General features: G+C 51.6%; 18 protein-coding genes and 1 pseudogene. 8 read left to right on the forward strand and 11 right to left on the reverse strand.

The window, feature by feature from the left end; all coding sequences use genetic code 11:
- Positions 1–117 precede the first annotated feature (117 nt).
- A complete protein-coding gene (locus tag JVX88_RS18550) occupies positions 118–747 on the forward strand; it encodes a hypothetical protein (RefSeq protein ID WP_211619667.1) in 630 nt (209 codons plus the stop codon).
- 7 nt (positions 748–754) lie between these two features.
- Here the strand turns inward: JVX88_RS18550 and JVX88_RS18555 are convergent, their stop codons facing one another.
- Positions 755–1,591, reverse strand: a complete 837-nt coding sequence (locus JVX88_RS18555; protein WP_211619668.1) for a hypothetical protein — start codon at positions 1,589–1,591, stop codon at positions 755–757.
- A gap of 390 nt (positions 1,592–1,981) precedes the next feature.
- Here JVX88_RS18555 and JVX88_RS18560 point away from each other — a divergent pair, with 390 nt between their 5' ends.
- The 3 genes from JVX88_RS18560 to JVX88_RS18570 all read left to right on the forward strand — a co-directional run bounded on the left by JVX88_RS18560 (position 1,982) and on the right by JVX88_RS18570 (position 3,805).
- Positions 1,982–2,230 (forward strand): hypothetical protein, encoded by a 249-nt coding sequence (locus tag JVX88_RS18560; RefSeq protein WP_211619669.1) that lies wholly within the window; start codon positions 1,982–1,984, stop codon positions 2,228–2,230.
- 7 nt (positions 2,231–2,237) lie between these two features.
- The gene (locus JVX88_RS18565; protein ID WP_211619670.1) at positions 2,238–2,666 is read left to right on the forward strand and encodes a hypothetical protein; all 429 of its coding nucleotides are present in this window, start codon (positions 2,238–2,240) and stop codon (positions 2,664–2,666) included.
- 92 nt (positions 2,667–2,758) lie between these two features.
- Positions 2,759–3,805 carry an NAD-dependent epimerase/dehydratase family protein gene (locus JVX88_RS18570; RefSeq protein WP_211619671.1) on the forward strand — a complete coding sequence of 349 codons (1,047 nt, stop codon included), beginning with the start codon at positions 2,759–2,761 and terminating at the stop codon, positions 3,803–3,805.
- Between the two features lie 12 nt (positions 3,806–3,817).
- Here the strand turns inward: JVX88_RS18570 and JVX88_RS43135 are convergent, their stop codons facing one another.
- Entirely contained in the window at positions 3,818–3,976 is a 159-nt protein-coding gene (locus JVX88_RS43135; RefSeq protein ID WP_263975172.1) for a hypothetical protein, read from the reverse strand.
- Between the two features lie 465 nt (positions 3,977–4,441).
- Between JVX88_RS43135 and JVX88_RS44215 the strand changes: the two are divergent.
- A pseudogene (locus JVX88_RS44215) lies at positions 4,442–4,843 on the forward strand (glycosyltransferase family 4 protein); the annotation flags it as partial.
- On the opposite strand, the gene JVX88_RS42020 reads toward JVX88_RS44215, so the two are convergent.
- Positions 4,796–8,971 carry a DUF4347 domain-containing protein gene (locus JVX88_RS42020; protein WP_211619672.1) on the reverse strand — a complete coding sequence of 1,392 codons (4,176 nt, stop codon included), beginning with the start codon at positions 8,969–8,971 and terminating at the stop codon, positions 4,796–4,798. The pseudogene JVX88_RS44215 and the gene JVX88_RS42020 overlap by 48 nt on opposite strands.
- Before the next feature lie 275 nt (positions 8,972–9,246).
- Here JVX88_RS42020 and JVX88_RS18585 point away from each other — a divergent pair, with 275 nt between their 5' ends.
- Positions 9,247–9,864 (forward strand): CP12 domain-containing protein, encoded by a 618-nt coding sequence (locus JVX88_RS18585; protein ID WP_211619673.1) that lies wholly within the window; start codon positions 9,247–9,249, stop codon positions 9,862–9,864.
- 301 nt (positions 9,865–10,165) lie between these two features.
- Here JVX88_RS18585 and JVX88_RS18590 read toward each other — a convergent pair whose 3' ends face one another.
- From JVX88_RS18590 to JVX88_RS18610, 5 genes are all read right to left on the reverse strand, one after another.
- Entirely contained in the window at positions 10,166–10,432 is a 267-nt protein-coding gene (locus JVX88_RS18590) for an FAD-dependent monooxygenase (RefSeq protein ID WP_317134387.1), read from the reverse strand.
- 266 nt (positions 10,433–10,698) lie between these two features.
- A complete protein-coding gene (locus JVX88_RS18595; protein WP_211619674.1) occupies positions 10,699–11,658 on the reverse strand; it encodes a UDP-glucuronic acid decarboxylase family protein in 960 nt (319 codons plus the stop codon).
- A 137-nt stretch (positions 11,659–11,795) separates the two neighbouring features.
- Positions 11,796–12,083, reverse strand: coding sequence for a hypothetical protein (locus JVX88_RS18600; protein WP_211619675.1), 288 nt, complete (start codon positions 12,081–12,083; stop codon positions 11,796–11,798).
- Between the two features lie 151 nt (positions 12,084–12,234).
- Positions 12,235–12,828: a VOC family protein gene (locus JVX88_RS18605; RefSeq protein ID WP_211619676.1), complete on the reverse strand. Its 594-nt coding sequence runs from the start codon at positions 12,826–12,828 to the stop codon at positions 12,235–12,237.
- 5 nt (positions 12,829–12,833) lie between these two features.
- On the reverse strand, positions 12,834–13,235 hold the full coding sequence (locus JVX88_RS18610; protein WP_211619677.1) for a hypothetical protein: 402 nt from the start codon (positions 13,233–13,235) through the stop codon (positions 12,834–12,836).
- A 743-nt stretch (positions 13,236–13,978) separates the two neighbouring features.
- Here JVX88_RS18610 and JVX88_RS18615 point away from each other — a divergent pair.
- Positions 13,979–14,209: an NfeD family protein gene (locus JVX88_RS18615; protein WP_211619678.1), complete on the forward strand. Its 231-nt coding sequence runs from the start codon at positions 13,979–13,981 to the stop codon at positions 14,207–14,209.
- A gap of 427 nt (positions 14,210–14,636) precedes the next feature.
- Here JVX88_RS18615 and JVX88_RS18620 read toward each other — a convergent pair whose 3' ends face one another.
- Positions 14,637–15,422, reverse strand: coding sequence for an RNA polymerase sigma factor SigF (locus JVX88_RS18620; RefSeq protein ID WP_072009689.1), 786 nt, complete (start codon positions 15,420–15,422; stop codon positions 14,637–14,639).
- A 1,282-nt stretch (positions 15,423–16,704) separates the two neighbouring features.
- Here JVX88_RS18620 and JVX88_RS18625 point away from each other — a divergent pair.
- On the forward strand, positions 16,705–17,250 hold the full coding sequence (locus tag JVX88_RS18625) for a universal stress protein (RefSeq protein ID WP_211619679.1): 546 nt from the start codon (positions 16,705–16,707) through the stop codon (positions 17,248–17,250).
- Between the two features lie 37 nt (positions 17,251–17,287).
- Here the strand turns inward: JVX88_RS18625 and JVX88_RS18630 are convergent, their stop codons facing one another.
- Positions 17,288–18,007, reverse strand: coding sequence for a lecithin retinol acyltransferase family protein (locus JVX88_RS18630; protein ID WP_211619680.1), 720 nt, complete (start codon positions 18,005–18,007; stop codon positions 17,288–17,290).
- Positions 18,008–18,265: 258 nt separating this feature from the next.
- Positions 18,266–18,493: a type II toxin-antitoxin system HicB family antitoxin gene (locus JVX88_RS18635; protein ID WP_211619681.1), complete on the reverse strand. Its 228-nt coding sequence runs from the start codon at positions 18,491–18,493 to the stop codon at positions 18,266–18,268.
- Positions 18,494–18,859: the final 366 nt, after the last annotated feature.

Raw genomic sequence — 18,859 nt, forward strand, 5'->3', positions numbered from 1 at the left:
CACAATGTAGCCTGTTGAGCTTGGTGCTCTGTAGCTCAATCAAAGGGAAATGATATAACGGCACTCTTCTGAGTTTTGCTTTATTCAAAGCTTTTTAGGATCAACCCGAGCAGGGTTATGTCAGAACTTGAGTACGCTCGGTCAAACCCGACAGTGGATGCCAGTCCAGACAGCGAAGAATTAGAAGAACTATTAGATGCCTCTAGTTTACACACGGTCTTGACCATGCTAGAGGTGATTGATTCGCTAGAAGAACTGGCCTTATTAGAAACTTTAACGCCTGCCCAAAAGCGGCAAGTCTGGGACGCCACGCCAGAACCTATCCGCATGCGCCTGAAGCAATTGCGAGCTGGTGCTACCCAGCCAAATGAAGCACCTTTGCAGCGCCCTAATAGTGAACCAATTGAAGCAAGTGCCAGCCTCAACCTGATCGATTCGTCGGAATTGGAAGAGGACTGGTTTGACGCAAGCGATGAAACATCTGATCTGGATGCGCTGGCAGAAATTGACCTCACTGCCCATGAACCGCTGAATTTATCGGCTCAACCAACGGTGGCGGTAGGGCATTGGATCGTGTTACAAGCTCAGCCAAACCTATCGCGAGCCGAGCTGATGGCGATTTGGGAAGTGGTTGAGGTACGCGGCAACTATGCCCGCATCCGGACCGAGAGTCTGGGCGCACGAACCTACCCCACCGCTTGGATGGCGATTTATCCCCAATCCATTGAGCCTGAACCGGAGTTCTAGTGCTTTGCTATAGCGCTACTTCGGTGAGATTCGGCAATTGAGGAGTCTGTGGGGCTTGATTAGGGTCAGGATTGGGAGCGATTTCGTTTGGATAAGGGCTGCTCGGACCAGGTATATCGGAATAGTGCAGATAGGGGTCAGGGTACGGATACAGGTAGGGATCCGCATAGGGATCGACTGGGTAGGGTCCTGGATAAACTGACGGATAGGAGGGCGGTCCTGGAGGAGGCTGAACTACCCTAGGCGGCTGCATCACGCGAGCCAATAGTTCTGGTGCAAAGTAGGCCGTGGCAAAGCGAATGTATACATCCCGATTGTGGGCATAGTCTCCGGCGATAGCACGGCGGTAGGTGCGGTCAAACTGTTCTCGCACGCCCCAATAGTCTGCTCCAGCCGTGACCCAAGCCTGAATATTGCGGGCTACTTGCAACTGCTCTGCCGCGCTGAGGCGATGATGCTCAACCGGCTGTAGAGCTTGAGATAGATCGAACAAATAGTCGTTCTCTTGCTGGGTCCAGGGTGCGATGGGTGCTGGGTTTTGAGATGAGTTGACCGCAGGTGAGAGAGGATTGGATACGGCAGTAGAAGTGTTGGAAGCGTTAGAAGCTGAAGCTGGAGCAGCAGTAGGTGCTGGGGAAACTTGACTAACTGCCTGTTTTACCTGAGGCGATTGGACGACCTGTCCAGCGGTCGGAGCTGTAGCAACGGTTGACCCTGATGGAGTGGTCGGAGCTGATTCGCTGACCTCAGTCAGGCTGTTCCAAGCCAAATGGCCAACAACGGTGACAGCCGTAAGAGCAGAACTCAACAACCCAATTGACAACAGTGCAGCAGAAGCTTTCATTGGTCGAGGGTACGAATACAGCGTGGTATTGGATACTTACAGATTTTGCACACCCACATCAGGAAAAATCAAATTGCCTCTATCCCATTCAGTCGATTAACCTCAGTCAATTAACCTCAGTCAATTAACCTCATGATTGTTCCGTCCCCTCAGTACAAGCGTCCCTCTCCCGGCAGATCAGGTAAAACGCTGGCACTACGAAATCTTGCTCACAAAAATTTGCTGTAATGAGTGAATAATCATATACAGCCTTTTTCAGGCTAGTGAAGTACGAAAAACGGGGTGCAAGGGCAGTACCCCTGCTTGGGGGCGAACCTCACACCCCCCATATACCTCACATGAGTGAAAAACGCTGTAGCCAGTGAATAGCGAACTAACGGTCAGCGGCTTGTGGAACTAAAGCAAGAGGCGGATATTCGCCAGTATATTGAAACCTGGCTCAAGCAGCAGGGCATCTCGTTTGAGCGGGAAGTCGTCTGTGGTAACGGAGTGCGGGCCGATCTGGTCACGCCGGATATGGTGATTGAGATTAAAAAATACCTAAATCGAGGCGCAATGTACCAGGCCCATGGGCAAGGGGTCGCCTATCAAAAGCTGCTGACGGCTACGCCAACGGGGTTGGAAAATCGAGCGGATTGATGCCGACATGACGCTCCACGACGCGGCCATGCTGAAATTTAGTCAGTGGTGGAAACGCACTGTGCGCGGCGGTTGGGCAATGGCGGCTGGAGCTGCACTACATGGCGCTTCACCAGAACGCTATCGGGTGAAAGAAACCTGGAGTCGCTGGATCTGGGGCTTGATTGTGCCCGTGCTAACGTTTGGTTTGATCTGGCCCACCTCCGGCCTCAGCCTGCTGCTGCTGTTGGGCTATCCCGCTCAAATGGCAAAAGTGTACCGCTACCGACGGAAATTCAACGATCCGCCTACTCACGCTTGGCTCTACGCTTGCTTTTGTGTGCTGGGAAAATTTCCCGAAATGCTTGGACAGGCAAAATACTGGCTGACCCGCTGGCGTGGCCAACAGGCCACCCTGATCGAGTACAAGGCTCCAACTGCGCTGCGTAGCCCCTAGCCGCAGCACTTTGCGACGAACATTCCTCCACATCCCATCTACTCATCCACCCATCCACGCTTTCCTGCTTATTTCTCTCCAATCCCTTTTGTATGAACATCCTTGTCACAGGTGCATCGGGCTTTCTAGGTTGCTATACGGTCGCGGAACTGCTGCGACGTGGCCATCAGGTGCGCGCCTTGATACGACCAACCGCTGATGTCGGTGCCTTCGCTTGGCACAATTCTCCCCAAGTTGAGATAATTCGACTCGATCTAACCCAGCCAGGAGATTGGGAAGCTGCTCTTAAAGGCGTTAATGCTGTTGTGCATTTGGCCGCAGCCAAATCAGGAGACTGGCAGACTCAGTTCAGTGGCACAGTCACAGCAACGGAACATTTGCTTCAGGCCATGACGAAAGCAGGCGTACAGCGCCTGATCGGGATTAGTAGTTTTTCCGTCTACGACTATCTGCACTTGCCCGCTGGCTCCACTCTAGACGAACAATCCCCTCTAGAATCCAACCCCAGCTTGCGAGATGCTTATGCTCAAACCAAACTGATGCAGGAAAGATTGATGCGCGAGTTTGGCCAACAGCAAGGGCAGGTCACAATTCTGCGTCCCGGTATAATCTATGGGCGCGATGCCTTATGGAATGCTTGTTTGGGGGCAAAGAGCGGCAATCTCTGGCTGCGAATTGGAACCGATGCCATCTTGCCACTGACCTATGTAGAAAATTGCGCGGCAGCCATTGTCAATGCCGTAGAGCAGGAGCAGTCAGTCGGAGCCACGATCAATATTGTGGATGATCAATTGCCCACACAAAGCGTCTACGCTAACAAGCTGCTGGCCCGCATGTCCGCTCCGCCCCGCACGATTGTGATTCACTGGACCGTGATGCGGCTGCTGTCTCGTTTGGTCTGGCAGACCAACAAAATCCTGTTTGCTGGACGCTTGAAACTACCAGGATTGCTGATTCCGGCACGCTTGCATGCCCGCTTCAAACCCTTGCAGTACAGCAATCTCTACGCCAAACAAATGCTGAACTGGACACCTTCCTACTCTCTCGATGCGGCTTTAGCACGAAGCTGGGGAGACGCCGATCTATTAGCAGTCACAGCTATTCAACCATCGAGTCAATCGCCTTCTGTCCCTTCTTAGGGGCCATGCTTTCTAACCAGTCTTGATCAGGAAAATTGTATGCGGATTGCCTATCTGACGGGTGAATATCCCAGAGCCACCGACACCTTTATCCAACGGGAAGTTGCCGCCTTGCGAGAGCAGGGCATTGAAGTATTCACCTTCTCGATTCGCCGCACTGGAGCGGAACACATTGTTGGCCCAGAGCAGCAGGCCGAAGCCGATCGGACTTTCTATATCCTGCCGCCCAACCCGCTGAAGCTGCTGCTAGCCCATCTAGCGCTGGTTTTCCGTTCACCAAAACGCTATTTCCAAGCTGTCAAGCTAGCCTGGCAAACCCACCAGCCTGGACTGCGCGGCACGCTCTACCAGATCTTTTACTTTCTCGAGGCTGGTATCGTCGCTCACCAGATCAATCAGCAACAGATCCAGCATTTACATAATCATTTCCCAGACTCAAGCGGTACTGTGGCGATGTTGGCAGCCGAATTAGGCGGCTTTAGCTTCAGCTTCACAATGCATGGCCCTTACATCTTTTTCGAGCCGTTGCGGTGGCGACTTGATGAAAAACTGAAGCGAGCGCTGTTTGTTTGCTGCATCAGCTATTTTTGTCGCAGTCAGGGCATGATTTTTGCGCCCATGGAGCAGTGGCGACGCATGCATATTGTCCACTGTGGGGTAGACCCAGCCCTATTCGACCCGGTTTGCCATCAGCAAGTTGGTCAACGACTGCTCTATACTGGACGGCTTGCTGCCGTCAAAGGCTTACCGATTCTGCTAGAAAGTCTGGCCATCCTCAAAGCGACCTATCCGGATGTGCTGCTGACGGTAGTTGGCGATGGTCCCGATCGCGTTCAGCTTGAACAAATGACAGCCCAGCTTGGTTTAACCCGAAACGTCAACTTTGTCGGCTATCAATCACAGGCAGAAGTGCGTCAGTACATACAGGCTACTGATGTGTTTGTGCTGCCCAGCTTTGCGGAGGGAGTGCCAGTCTCGCTGATGGAAGCCTTAGCCGCTGGTGTGCCAGTTGTGACAACTCAAATCGCTGGCGTGAGTGAGCTGGTAGAAAATGGCGTCAGTGGCTATCTGGCCGTCGAGCATGGTCTGGAAGAGTTTGGCACCCTCGCGCTTGAACTCGATGCGCGGATCCTTCTGGCTGAAGGCGCGATAGTTGATGACGTCGCGGAGCTGGTCCATGCCGTAGAGGTGGTCCTTCCAGGACTGGTCGAGGGTCTGGAGGAGGACCTGCTGCTCGAACTGGATGAGTTCGGAGCGGAGGGCGGTTTCGACGCGGGCGCGGATGGCGTGCTCTCGTTCCTCGCCGTGGAGGTATCGCATCCAGTCGGGGAGGTTGAGGCCGTAGCGCTCCTGGAGGTGCTGCTCGAGCTGGGCGTCGGTGGCGCACTTTTGCGCCTGTGCGACGGCGTCCTCGAGCTTTCCGGTCTCGATGAAGGCCTTCTGGGCCGCTTCGAGTTCCTGGCGGATCTTCGCTGGCGGAGTGGACATGATCTTCTGCTCGGTCCAGCCGAGGTTGAATCGGCGATTGGCCCACTCGGCGAGCATGCGTGCGGCGGCCTGCGGGCTCTGACGCATCAGGAGCGTGGTGAGCTCCATCTGGAAGGTGACGGGGTACTCGACCTCGCGCCGGTTATAGGTCTCTCGGGCCTTGGCCATGATGGTCTCGAGCGGGGGCTCGGCCTTGGTCTCGATGGCCTTGACGAGGGCGTCGGGATCAACCTCGATGCCGAACTTGCTGCGGCACCAGGAGACGAGCTGGTGGACGCCGTAGTTTGGGGCGAGGAACTGCTGGATTCCGGAGAGGTCGGTCTCGTCGATGCGTGCCTCCGCGGCGTCGACGAGGACGGAGCGGATGGCGGACCTGCCGCTGGAGGCGACGCGGTCCTCGACCTCCTTCTGGCTGAGTTCGATGCCGAAGCGCTGTCGGGCCCAACTGACCAGGCCCGGGGCGTCGAAGTCGACCTTGATGTCGGAGCCCTCGTCGGGGATGTACTCGCCGAGGGTCATGTCGATCATGCCGCGGGCTTCGGCCTTGGCGTCCTCGCGGATGGACTTCTCGATCTCGAAGTCCTCCTGGCCTCGGAGGCGGACGGCCTCGATGGGCGTGTCGAGCTTCTGCCTGGCGAACTCGGCGATGCAGTTGAGGTGGTAGTCCTTGTCGAGGTACTCGCCGACGGCATCGCGGACGGCCTCCTCGATGTACTCGAGGACGAGTCCCTTGAGGTCCCGTCCTTCGAGGACGCGCTGGCGCAGGCCGTAGAAGTACTGTCGCTGGTGCTCCATGACCTCGTCGTACTCGAGGATGTTCTTTCGGATCTGGAAGTTCCGCTCCTCGACCTTTCGCTGGGCGCGTTCGACGCTCTTGGAGAGCCATGGGTGCTCGATGGAGTCGCCCTCCTTCATGCCGAGTCTGGCAAGGAGCTTCATCTGGGTCTCCCCGCCGAACATCTTCATGAGGTCGTCTTCCATGCTGACGAAGAAGCGGGAGGATCCCCTGTCGCCCTGGCGTCCCGATCGTCCGCGGAGCTGGTTGTCGATGCGTCGGGCCTCGTGGCGTTCGGTGCCGATGACGTGGAGGCCGCCGAGTTCCTCGATGGTGGCGAACCATCGGATGCGGTGGAGGAGGAATCGTCCTGATCGGTCGAGTTCCTGCCTGAGCTGCTCGGGGGACATCGAGTCGGCCTTGGGCCCGAGGAAGGTGTAGAGGCCGGCCCAGTGCTTGAGGAGGTCGAGCTCGAGCTGCTCGAAGGGCATGGCCTCGACGTCGCGTTTCTGCGTGCCGAGCTCCTTGGGGGCGATCTTTCGGAAGATGTGCTCGCGGAGCTGCTCGTCGGTCATGTCGACGGTGACGGTGCGCGGGGCGATGCCCCGCCGGAGCCAGTGGTCGAGGAGCTGCTCTCGGGTGACCTTGCCGAGCTTGATGTCGGTGCCGCGGCCTGCCATGTTGGTGGCGATCATGACCTGGCCGAGCTGACCGGCGTTCTCGACGATGTGGGCCTCTCGCTCGTGCTGCTTGGCGTTGAGGACCTCGTGCTTGATGCCGTGCTTGGCGGCGAGCATCTTTGAGAGGGTCTCGCTCTTCTCGACGCTGGTGGTGCCGACGAGCACGGGCCTGCCGACGTCGTGGAAGGTCTTGATCTCATCGACGATCTTGTCCCACTTGTCCTTGGCGCGGAGGAACATGAGGTCGTCGAAGTCCTTGCGTGCGACGGGTCGGTTGGTGGGAATGGCGACGACGTCGAGTTTGTAGATGTCGTGGAACTCCTGGGCCTCGGTGTCGGCGGTGCCGGTCATGCCGGCGAGGCGCTTGTACATCTTGAAGAAGTTCTGGATGGTGACGGTGGCGACGGTCTGGGTCTCCTGCTTGATGGGGACCTTCTCCTTGGACTCGATGGCCTGGTGCAGGCCGTCGGACCACTGTCGGCCGATCATGGGGCGTCCGGTGAAGACGTCGACGATGACGATGGAGGGCTGGACCTGTCCCGTCATCTGATCGGGGACGTTCATGATGACGTAGTCGCGGTCCTTCTGGTAGACGGCATGGGCGCGCAGGGCCTGCTGGAGGAGGTGGGGCAGGTCCATGTTCTCGCCCACGTAGAGGGAGCCCAGTCCGGCGGCTCGCTGGGCCTCGGCGACGCCCTCGTGGGTGAGGGTGGCCTGCTTTCGATCGAGCTCGAGCTCGTAGTACTGGGTGTGGCGTGAGCGCTCGGCCTCGAGCTTCGGGAGCTCGGCCCGTGCGGCCTTCGCTACGGTTACCGTGTTCGTAGCCCAACTGTAAATCGGTTCAGACGAGGAGCGCTCTCCGATCGTTGTCACCTTAAACGCTGAAGCCAGAGCATCATTGCCATCCAAGTCCGAGAAGTGCAGGATGGCGCGCCCCCCTGCATTGACATAGTCGATCAGTCCTGTGAAATTGGGAGCATCGGTTTCAACTGTAACAATGATCAGAGTACTATTGGGATCTGCTGCGGTAACGGCGGCCTCAAACCCTGCAATATTTGCGCTGGAATAAATTTGAGGCGTGAGTCCCAAATTTGTGGCAGCAGTTTGGAAAAGGGTTTCCGTCTCTCCTTGTAAGGCGTGATAGATGAGAACGGTGCTCACCCCACTGCTAAGAAGCTGAATTTCTTGGGTTGCTAAAGCCAAGCCTTCTGAATCCGCCAAGGCTGCGTCAACCGAGAAGCCGTTCACCAGAGTACGCTTTGAATTGCCAAGCACAATCGCTGCTGCGTTGGCCGTTTTAGCTGCTGTATAGCCTGCTAAGGCAATGCCATCCCCTTTGGGTTCGAGCCGATCGCCTGCATCAGAGCCAGCATCACGGAACCCTGAAACCCCTGAAATACTCGAAACCGTGAGTGGAGAGGTTTGCTGCCAGCCAGCCTCAAGCACTTGGGCAATGCTATAGGTTCCAGCAACTAAGCTGGTAAACATGTAGATGCCATTCGCATCGGTGACGGTTGAGGTTTCACCCGTGTCTAGCTGACCATTGTCATTGGCATCTAGGTAGACAGTCACACCTTCTAATTCAGGCTCCAGAGCATCTTGAACCCCGTCCCCATCCCAATCACTCCATACCTTGCCTGTGATGGTTGCTAGGGTGGCAGGATAGTTCTCCAAGATCTGCGGCTGCAGGGCCAGAGTTTTGTCAACTGCACCAATCGATTCCTCCAACTCCCAGTTCCCTCCCAGGGCCGCGCTTCCGGTTAAGGTTTTAGATGCGGCGATTCCAGCTCCTGTGAATTGATGCAGCCGTTCTAGAAATTCGGCTCCAGTTGCACCAGCCGCGACGTGGCAGCCATAGAGCAGCAGCGCTGGGGACTGGACGGTTGAGAAGGGCTGGGAGAACCAGGATTGCAGATCCCAGGCATAGCGTTCGATGGTGTCCAAGCTCAGTTGGCTGTTGCCAAGAAGCAAACAACCCGGTTCAGCGTGGCAGATAATATGCAGGCTGATGACATCGGGGTGAGCTTGCAGCGCTTCTGTGATTTGCAGGACACCATCGCGAGTTGGATCGAGCACAATTGCGGCTGCTTCTGGTACAACGCCTGCGGCTAGCTGATCAGCAGCGGTTACATGAGGGTCAATGATCACCAAAATCGGCTTTTGAGCAGTAGAGCGTGACCGGAAAGGCAGAGCGTGACGCTGGGTGGACAGGGTGGTGTTCATAGATCACAGAAGATCAGCTAATCCAATAGATGAAATTGAGTTGACAGTGCTGCCCCAGGCGCAAAATGGGCCGGCTTCAACCAGTGGGAGCTTCATGTCCGGTTTTATACGGTCCTCTACAGCTCCGTTCACCGTAATACTGCCGAGAAAATTAGCTGGACCGCCGCCTAACTGGGGAGAATCGCGGACGATTTGACCGGTTGATTTAGACGCTCTTGAGACCCGATTTGGGTGACAATGTAGAGCGATGTTACAAATTATTGCGGGGGTAAGTGATGCTAAAAGCGGCGGATGTGATGTCTGAAGCGATCACGATCCGAGGATCTGCTACCGTAGCAGATGCCGTAAAGCTAATGCGAGAAAAAGGGGTGCATGCCTTAATCGTGAATCGTCGTCATGATCAGGACGCCTATGGCATTCTGACGGAGACGGATGTGGTCTACAAAGTTACGGCCTACGGCAAAGATACAAAGCGTATCCGCGTTTGTGACATTATGACCAAGCCCTGTATCGTAGTAAATCCTGATTTGGGTGTGGAGTATGTGGCGAGGTTGTTTGCCAATACGGGTATCCATCAAGCTCCGGTCATTCAGAGTGAATTGTTGGGTATCATCACTATCCGCGACATTTTGACCAAGGGCGATTTTGTTGAACAGCCGAAGGAAATTCTATTAGAGCAGCGGATCGAAGCGGCAATTGAGCAGGCCCGCGCCATTTGTGCTGAGAAAGGAGCAACCTCACCGGAATGTGCTGTAGCGTGGGATGAGGTGGAAGAGCTGCAAGCCGAGGCAGCCCATCAAAAGGCGGGTCAAGCTTTCGTTGGCAAAACGGCCTTTGAACTCTATTGTGAAGAAAACCCCGATGCTCTAGAAGCCAGAATCTACGATAACTAGGGTTTAGCGACTAGTGGCAATTTGAGTAGAGATGATCTGTTGAACTAAGCTGCTGAACTAAGCTGACTCATTAGTTGAATGGAACATCTCTACTGTTCCACAGCTAGATTAAAGTTAGATTTAACCCGGTTAAATTTGTAGTGAAAAAGCACGAATGAATCTCTGCTAAGCAAAACGAAACCGTTGAGCTAATTTGCTCAAAACTGCAAATCTTGCGAAGGGGGCAGGGGTTTTAGCCGCCGCAGTTGTTGCTTGAGTAATGGACTTTAACCGCTGCATGGCCCAAATTTGAACTTGGGCGTTAGAACAGTTGGTCAGATGGTGACAGAGGCTGACTGCTCGTTCGACCTGTCCCCGCCAAATCGGTAGTGAACTCAATCCGTCCGGCTTCAATCACACCCTTCATCAGTTCAGATAGCCCAGGCTCAAAAATTGGAGATTGCCCGGACTGCATTAGCTTCACTTTCTCTTCGTTATTGTCAACGCAGATGACATGATGCCCAGTATGAGCTAAGCAAACACCAGTCACCAAGCCAACATATCCAGTACCGATGACACAAACACGCATAGGGATAAGTCCTTAACTACATTAAAGTGAATGGAACGATATCAGGTGCGATGGAATCGAAACATCATAGACACACAAAAAGGAAAAATCAGTCAAAAGCTTAACTGCTCCGGCTCCTGATATCAAACAATGGAATCTAGATGGAACTTGATTGTGCACACCCGTCTGTGCTTGATTGAGCTGCTTTACTGTTCTGCTGATTCGCGCTACCCAACACTCTCAGCACAGCTTACCTGTCGGCTTTGCGCCAAATGTGCAGATGCTGTTTAGATGATCTGCTCAGCTATGCTGGGAACCGTATCGGTCAACCGTGCCCGAAAATCTTCGATTGTGAGCTGAAGTCCTTCTTGCAACGGTACAGTTGGCTGCCAATTTAACCAAGTCCGCGCTCTAGTAATGTCTGGCTTGCGGCGACGCGGATCATCTTGGGGTAAAGGGCGATAATCAATTTCGATGCTGGGATTCACCATTTGCTGGACGGCTTTTGCAAGTTGCAAAATGGTGTATTCATCGGGATTGCCCAAATTGACTGGACCGATGTACTCTCCATTCATTAACCGCATCAAGCCTTCTACTAAGTCAGAGACAAAGCAGAAGCTGCGTGTCTGAGAACCATCACCATAAACCGTCAGTGATTGACCTCGTAATGCCTGCACCACGAAGTTGCTCACTACTCGACCATCATTCTCTAACATGCGCGGGCCGTAGGTGTTGAAGATGCGAGCGACTCGAATCTCCACATCATTTTGGCGATGGTAGTCAAAGGCAAGCGTCTCTGCGACTCGTTTTCCTTCGTCGTAGCAACTGCGAATCCCAATCGGATTGACACTGCCGCGATAGTCCTCGGTTTGAGGATGAACTTCTGGATCACCATAGATTTCAGAAGTGGAAGCCAGCAGAAATCTAGCTTTGACCCGCTTTGCCAAACCCAACATATTCAGCGTTCCCATCACATTGGTCTTGATGGTTTTGACCGGGTTGTATTGATAATGCACCGGAGAGGCAGGACAGGCCAGATGATAGATTTGGTCAACCTCAAGCCGAATTGGCTCAGTAATATCATGGCGGATAAGTTCAAAGTAAGGATGCTTGATCCACTTCAGAATATTCCGCTTATGACCGGTATAAAAGTTATCCAAGCAGATAACTTCATGTCCTTGCTCCATCAATCGATCAATCAGGTGAGAACCGATAAAGCCCGCACCACCTGTAACTAGAATCCGCATAGTTTGACGCTTTGTATTGACAGGTAATTGCTCACAGCAGAGCCAGACCACCCTAGAGTTCCCTAGTCATTTTTGATTCTCTACATGCAAGCTAAGTTGCATAAAATCACAGTGCCTCAAGCAGGCCAGCTTAGGACTCATAGAGTTACAGCTCCAAAACTAAAAGCTATTTTTGCAAACAGTTTATAGCTTGAAGCCACTTTTCGGTAGTTGTGCTGCATGAACTTGCTACAGAAAATATCAGCGTTCTGATTGCTCGCCAGTGATTCTGAAGCAAATTTCATTAAATCTTCAATTGTGGGCTGAATCACAACAGAAAAGCCTGACATCCGAACCAGTTCAGTTTTCTGACACCCGCTAGTTTGGCTTGATTTGAGTGGATTGTTTGATTTGATTGAATTATCCAGAGCAAAGAACTTAAGCACAAAAACAAGTGCAAAAGTCAGTGTAAAACGAGTGCAAAAACTGGAATAGAGGCTAGCGCAAAAACTAGTACAAAAAAAGGCACTCTAGAAGAATGCCTAGGAACAATTTGCAAGATTTTGACACCGCCCTGAGGCTAAATTTGAGGCTCGATCAGTTGGAGACCTCAGCCATTTCAATAATCCGGCCATCCAGGTCTTTCACCAGGAAATTGAGGGGTTTGTCGCGGCGGATTTTGTGTTTTACCCCGTAGGACTGTACCCGCATCAGCAACTGCTCCAGACAATCGTGATCAAAGCAGACATGGCGCTGGCGATTCTTCAGCCCCAGGCTAGCGCCCGAAATTACATGCAGTTGCGTATTTTTCTTCAACTGATACCAAAGTCCAGACGAGGATTGGTAGCCCTGGGTCATGGGGCGGCCTAAGGTAGCTGTAGAGGCATAGAGAGGATCGATGCTGGCGGTGCCCAGGGTTTGCTCATAGTTGTAGTAGTAGTGCAACGGCACATCGGCAACAGGTAGACCCAGCAGCCCTTCATAAAACTGTCGTGCCAGTTCTAGGTCCGACACCATGATGGTGTGAACTTTGGGGGCGCTAGTGAGAAACATCCACATGGCTCCGGCATAGGCAACCAGCAGCAGCACCATAATGCCTTGAGTCGAAAGCAGGCTATCTAACGGCAAGGAAGGCAAAAACGACCCCAGAATGGGCAAAGATGATGGTAAAACGTGACCTGGAATAACCATGAATACTAAACAGTGACTAATAGCAACAGATGATGGCCGAAGTTGTGCGAAATTATAGACTCCTTAACAACCCAGGCTTCTAGCTGATCCAATTCCCGACTACGGCCATAGAAAGCATCAACCTCGGCAAGGCTTTCAAACACCACCTCCGGTGTATCTGCCCATTTTGCGGTCTGTTTCGTGGATTTGGGTGCAGATACTGACCTTGATAGATCTTTTGGATCTTTGGCTAGTTCAACCTGCAATTGAGACGGGTACTGCTGCTGATATTGGGACATCAATATTTGTAGAAGCCTGGCTAGCTTGCCCGGTCCCCTGCCGAGAATATTAAACTTGCGGTAGACCTCACCCAATCGTTTTCGAGCAGCGGCGGCGTCAATTTCCAACGCCACAGCAATGTCAGCCATAGAGTTGCCCTCTAGGGCAAGGTGTAGGACTTGAAACTCCGTATCTGAAACACCACGGTGACTAACGAGCGTTCTTAAGGCGTCTTGGGGGATCACTGTAACTAGCTCGCATTGCTAAAGGTTCAGTTCAAGGCTGATACTCATTTCTAGCACAAATCACTTATGTGATTCACTTTCTCTAGGATAGTGCGTATTGTGAGATTTCTGGATGAATCTTCCGTGAAGTCTGACCTGCCAGTAAACGATTCAATCAGATTGTTTCCAAGACTGCAAACCGTTTTTGCCTCCTGGTTCGACCATTGGCTGAAAACAAAGTGCTATAGTAAAATTGCCTCTTTCTCACAATTTGGTTGATATTCTCACAAAAGTGAGATATGGTTATGACGTAACCCATTCCATCCAAGTTTCCATTCAGATAAAGGCGGTTATCAGACAGAACCTACGCCAATGCACTAAGCCAGGACAGAATGAACGGGAATGTGGTGTGAGACTGTGTGAGATCAATAACGTGAGATCAATAGTTTTTCCTGGCGACTTTTTATTAATTTTGCTGCGGCAGCGACGGTGGGAGTGCTGCCTTTTGATTGAGGTAAGCAGTAAGAGATAGGCAGTAAGGCGTTGCCAAAAACAATTTTCTCACTTGAGTGAGAGTGTGGATTGAAATGCTTCACATAGTCAAATGCCTCCCTCAAGGGAGGCAAATTCGACATCCAATCAGTTTTTCATTCGAGGTAGGTGCGATTATGAGTAGTCTATCTATTCCTTCTAATTCCCAACTGCTGCCTGAGCCTGCCTTGGGAATTACAGATCGACCGCTTGCCTATGGTCAGAATGGGCGAGTCAAGTACAAAGGAACCTACTGGTCTGCCCAACTGTATCAACCGGAGCCAACGACGGTAGTCTCTGTTGGTGAACCTGTGAGCATCATCGGAATACGCGGAATTACCTTACTCGTGACGCCAACCGCATCCTGAGGGCGCTGATCATGATGGGAAGACCACCCGAGTATAGTCCGTTGCTAAAGTTTGCAGGAAATGTACTCAAATATTATTTGCTGAGCTGGCTTTGCTTTGCAGTCGTTTGTATTGTATTAGCTGGCCTTGGGGCATTCGAGGTAATTGCCTTTCTGGTTGCGACAGTAGCACAGTTCCTGCTACGCCTAGTGGTTTTCATCTTTTGCCTAGTCGTAGTTGGAGTTGTGGCTGAAGCTTGGAAACACTGGTGAGGTAGGGGCAAACTGACTTGAATGCTTGAATAATCCTCAATCCTTGAGGCAATACGGATTTAGGGATTGGGCTGTCACCTGCTATCCGTCATTGCGATTTGCTTCGAGGCTGACCAACGTTCAACGACGGGTGACAGTTTAAGTTAGGTTTTTCTAAAGCTAAGACTGGACGATGCTTAGGGATCGGTCTGGAGCGTCTGCGGTTGCAAAAATACCATCATTTGCTCTAAACCCCGCTGAATCCGGCGAGTTACGGTCATAGGGCTGACGCCGATTCGCTCCGCTACTTCCTTGCGAGACAGTTCATTGAAGAAGACAAATTCGATCGCAGCTCTGGTCTTATCTTCTAATTGGCTCAGGGCACGCTGAAGCTGTTGCCGGTCTTCTTCTAGCCGCTGGAGCGCCTGATAGCGAGCATCGGGCAGGGTTTCACCCAACGTAATCGAAGAATCGACCTGCTGGCAAACGGTAGCATCTAGGCTGAGGGGTAAACGATTCTTAACGGCTAGCTTGATTTCGCGCCACTCATAAGCAGAAATTCCCAGTGCTTCAGCAATTTCTGTGTCGTTTGGCTGATAGCCCAGTTTCTTAGCTAAAGCTACCCGAACTTTCTGACCTTCTTTTTGTAGATCTTGCCAGCGTCTGGGCACCTTAATAGAACTACCCCGGTCGCGGAGAAAATGCAGCATTTCACCCCGAATGTAAGGCACCGCAAACGAGCTAAAGGCGCAACCTTGACTAGGATTAAACCGTTCGATTGCCCGGATCAAACCGAGATAGCCAATTTGCTCCAGGTCTTCGTAAGGTTCGGCACACTGATGACTGACTCGATGAGCAATCTTACGAACCAAGCCAGCATTCATGCGCACCAGTTTGTTACGGAGTGCTACAGAAGGATTTTGCTGATAGGCCATCAACAATTCCATGCAGTTAGAACGAAGAGAAGATTGAGTAGCCGTCATTTGAATGAACCACCTTGTATCGGATTTAGGCTCATTGTCGGCAGAGAAGAGATAGCAAACCATCGTTATTCCACGGGAATGAACGGAAGCCACCTCGGTAGGATCAGCAGAAATACTGACCACTTACTGAGCCTTGGCCACGGTTCTAATTCTCGCAATGATTGCAAAATGGCGAATGGAAGGACTAATGAGAGGATTCAGAAGCAATGAAGCTCAGTGTATCGAAACTTGATCGGTTAAGAAAGAGTCAAGGGGCACTCTTTGGGCACTTCCAGAAAGTTAAGTTCTCCTAGCTGGCAAGCTCTTGGCCCAAGTTTTAGCACAGCTTAGCTAGCACAGCATTGGCAGAGACAATCTTAAATTTAGTTAGCATCTAGTTAAATTCAGCTAGCATCAGGCAATTGGCCTAACTGGTACAGCCATAATCAATACCAACACAATCATATATACAACTCTATAACCTCTGTAGCGCAACTGCTTTTAGATCGCGTTCAGATCTACATTTTTGCGATTGCCACCTCTAGTTAGCTCACTACTCTGTAGCGGCTTTTCTAGGGCAAAACATCCCCCAACAGTATGAACTGCAGCGACACTGCCTAAATAAATTAGCCATACCTCCTGTAATCTCCTACCAAATCTAGCTTGTCTTCATGCTTTGCAAGCAAACTTTAGCTACCACAATTTTAAGCAATCTTCCTAAACTTGCTGACTCTGATTCGGGAAAAAGTAGCAAGTGGTGAACTCAGCTTAGATTACTCTTGGTGAATTTATCAGGAAAGCTAGAGTGTATAAAATCTGAAAAAGCAAGTAACGCACTATGTAACTAAAATGGTGTTTGGCGACTGTTAGCGCAGCGTCCCGCAGGGTAGGCGCAGCTACACAGACTAAACCTGCGCCGGCTCAACGCCAGTGAGTCGCTGGATCCCGCGCTGGCAGATATTGCTGGGTCGCGGTTTCAATTGCCAAATGATCAAGTCGCACATTGCGTTATTTTCTGAACTTCCATAACTGCGAGCATAACTGCGAGCGACCAAAGAGCCTGTTCTCATTGGCTGAGTTGAGTAAGTCAATCTAATTTTTGTGATCGATTGTTATGACGAACGGTCTGAGCCGATACAATGAAATAGGAAGGGTAAAGCTGCATGGGTACTCAACCAACTTCGAATTGATTCCCCAAAATTGCCGCAAGATCACCACAGAACCAAATTGCCGCATCAAATCAGATGGAGAGTGCTTGGAATTCCATGCATCCAAATTGGATACCGCTCTGAAGGAGGGTTGTATGTTTCATCGAATTTTGGTCGCACTGGATCAGTCGGATGTCAGCCAGCAGGCCTTTGCAACCGCAATGGCAATGGCCAAGACGCTAAACTCTCAACTGATGCTGGTGCATGTTCTATCCCCAGCAGAATCCAGCTTTCCGAGTCCGGTGTTTGCGATTCATGGCACCTATCCCATGTTTCGGGCTGAAGATGTCGAGCTGCATCTGAAACAATGGCAGGCCGTTCAGGATCAAATTCTAGAGTTTCTGCAGGCGCAAACTGCAATTGCCACATCTGCTGGTATTCCTACCGAATTTACCCAAGCCCTTGGTGACCCTGGCAGTACCATCTGCTCACTCGCCCGCAATTGGAATGCCAATTTGATTATTATGGGCCGTCGTGGCTATAAGGGATTGAATGAGCTATTTATGGGCAGCGTCAGCAATTACGTGCTTCATCACGCCTCCTGTTCTGTGTTGACCGTTCAGGGCACGGTTGATCTAGAGGTCGATCTGGGGGCAGCCTCCCCTACAGCCGCTTCCACTAGCAATGCCGTTATGACATAGCCGTGAATGAGCAGCATCTGCTCGCCTCCCAGGCATGTTAGCCGAATGGATAGGGTGTATTGATGGCGATCTGCTGCTGGAGTTTCTGCGAATTACGGACCAGTGTTTCCTGCATCGCATCTAACTGCTGTAACTGGGATTGAACGTCATTCCATTGGCGCTTGAATTTGACCTTTCGTTCCAAGGCGGCTCGTGCCAGATCCTCTCGGTCTCGCTGTAAGGCAGCTTGCGCCACCCGTTGCCAGGTATTCATCTCCGCTTGCAATCTGTTGGCCTGGGTTTGCAGCCGACTCCGTGCAGAAGTACTACTGCTCATCGCAGCAGCCAACAATTCAGCCGCCTTGACTGGATCACCGTCCTGCACGGCTCCATCTAGCATCGAGCGGGCGTCAAACGGGTTGACTGTTCCCAGTCCCACGCCATAATCCAGCAACTGCTGACTTTCACTGCGGCCCACCTTACACCAGGTCGCAAAATGCTCGCAGTTGTTGGTTAACAGATTGTACTGCTGCTCACCCAACCGACTCTCAGCTCGCTCCACTACTACATCCGGCACATAGGAAGCGACATAGGGCTTGACAAACACCGGATTGCCTCGCGCAAAGACCTCAAAACTTGTGCGGGCGATGGTTGGCACCTCTCCACCCTTGTAGTAGTGAATCACCGTTCCGTCTCCGCAATCGATGCCATGATGTTCATAGTCCCCTTCTCGATTGATTAAGGGGCGCATTACATAAATTTGATCGCCGCGTGCCATAGAAACCGAAGCCTATAAACAACTTTAGCTGCTTTGATTGTACTGACCCTTCAGTAGTTTTAAGGTTTGAGTTTCAAGGTTTGAGTTGAACGCTATTCAGTTGAACCAGTCACTTCAAACAATAGCATTACGAATGCTCAAGAACTGCCAACTCTTAAAACCTGGACCAAATCCTTCTAAGTAGGTGAGTATAATTAAACATAAAACCCAAAACCCTCGAGAATCTTACACACTTCTTGGGCTGATAGAACTCGTAATCTACCCAACGATAACCTCCAAACTCGTCACAAATACCTCACTGTGCAATCGACTTCTAATTTCAGACGGATCAGCAGCTTCAAAGAATAGCTCTAGTGCTTCAACCAGATTATTTCTGGCTTCCTCAACCGTATTGCCTTGACTCGCAATGTCTAATTGTGGGCATAAAGAGACATATCCGTCGCCTTCACGCTCGATAATGGCTGTAAATTGTTGGATTCGACTCATAAAGTTTACCTGCAAACATAACTCAGCATATCTTGAGTTGCCTGACTTGATGGAGAATACCATCTGTCATATTTATTGACATACCATCGATCGCTGCTGCAATCAGCCCGTGCAACCAAGACCTCACCTCCAATTCTATAAGTAAAGTCAATTACATCGGCTAACTTTTTGATACTGCTGCTATCAACAAAAACGCTCTCTCCTGTTGAAGCAGTACCGATAAATTGCCAGGTTGATTGCACTGGTCTATCAACCAATTTGTGATCAAAGATACACCTACTGTGCCGAATAGCCCAATGAGAGCCAGAATAATTTGAGTTCGAGAATCTTGATTCTTATTCTTGTTGCTGTTGTCGTCTGGCATTG

This window comes from Leptolyngbya sp. 7M, from assembly GCF_018128485.1.

Bases quoted from the DNA above. Each gene is read 5' to 3' on its own strand.
- JVX88_RS18550 (WP_211619667.1), top strand. From the start codon at position 118: ATGTCAGAACTTGAGTACGCTCGGTCAAACCCGACAGTGGATGCCAGT.
- JVX88_RS18555 (WP_211619668.1), bottom strand. From the start codon at position 1,591: ATGAAAGCTTCTGCTGCACTGTTGTCAATTGGGTTGTTGAGTTCTGCT.
- JVX88_RS18565 (WP_211619670.1), top strand. From the start codon at position 2,238: ATGACGCTCCACGACGCGGCCATGCTGAAATTTAGTCAGTGGTGGAAA.
- JVX88_RS18570 (WP_211619671.1), top strand. From the start codon at position 2,759: ATGAACATCCTTGTCACAGGTGCATCGGGCTTTCTAGGTTGCTATACG.
- JVX88_RS42020 (WP_211619672.1), bottom strand. From the start codon at position 8,971: ATGAACACCACCCTGTCCACCCAGCGTCACGCTCTGCCTTTCCGGTCA.
- JVX88_RS18585 (WP_211619673.1), top strand. From the start codon at position 9,247: ATGCTAAAAGCGGCGGATGTGATGTCTGAAGCGATCACGATCCGAGGA.
- JVX88_RS18590 (WP_317134387.1), bottom strand. From the start codon at position 10,432: ATGCGTGTTTGTGTCATCGGTACTGGATATGTTGGCTTGGTGACTGGT.
- JVX88_RS18595 (WP_211619674.1), bottom strand. From the start codon at position 11,658: ATGCGGATTCTAGTTACAGGTGGTGCGGGCTTTATCGGTTCTCACCTG.
- JVX88_RS18605 (WP_211619676.1), bottom strand. From the start codon at position 12,828: ATGGTTATTCCAGGTCACGTTTTACCATCATCTTTGCCCATTCTGGGG.
- JVX88_RS18610 (WP_211619677.1), bottom strand. From the start codon at position 13,235: ATGGCTGACATTGCTGTGGCGTTGGAAATTGACGCCGCCGCTGCTCGA.
- JVX88_RS18615 (WP_211619678.1), top strand. From the start codon at position 13,979: ATGAGTAGTCTATCTATTCCTTCTAATTCCCAACTGCTGCCTGAGCCT.
- JVX88_RS18620 (WP_072009689.1), bottom strand. From the start codon at position 15,422: ATGACGGCTACTCAATCTTCTCTTCGTTCTAACTGCATGGAATTGTTG.
- JVX88_RS18625 (WP_211619679.1), top strand. From the start codon at position 16,705: ATGTTTCATCGAATTTTGGTCGCACTGGATCAGTCGGATGTCAGCCAG.
- JVX88_RS18630 (WP_211619680.1), bottom strand. From the start codon at position 18,007: ATGGCACGCGGCGATCAAATTTATGTAATGCGCCCCTTAATCAATCGA.
- JVX88_RS18635 (WP_211619681.1), bottom strand. From the start codon at position 18,493: ATGAGTCGAATCCAACAATTTACAGCCATTATCGAGCGTGAAGGCGAC.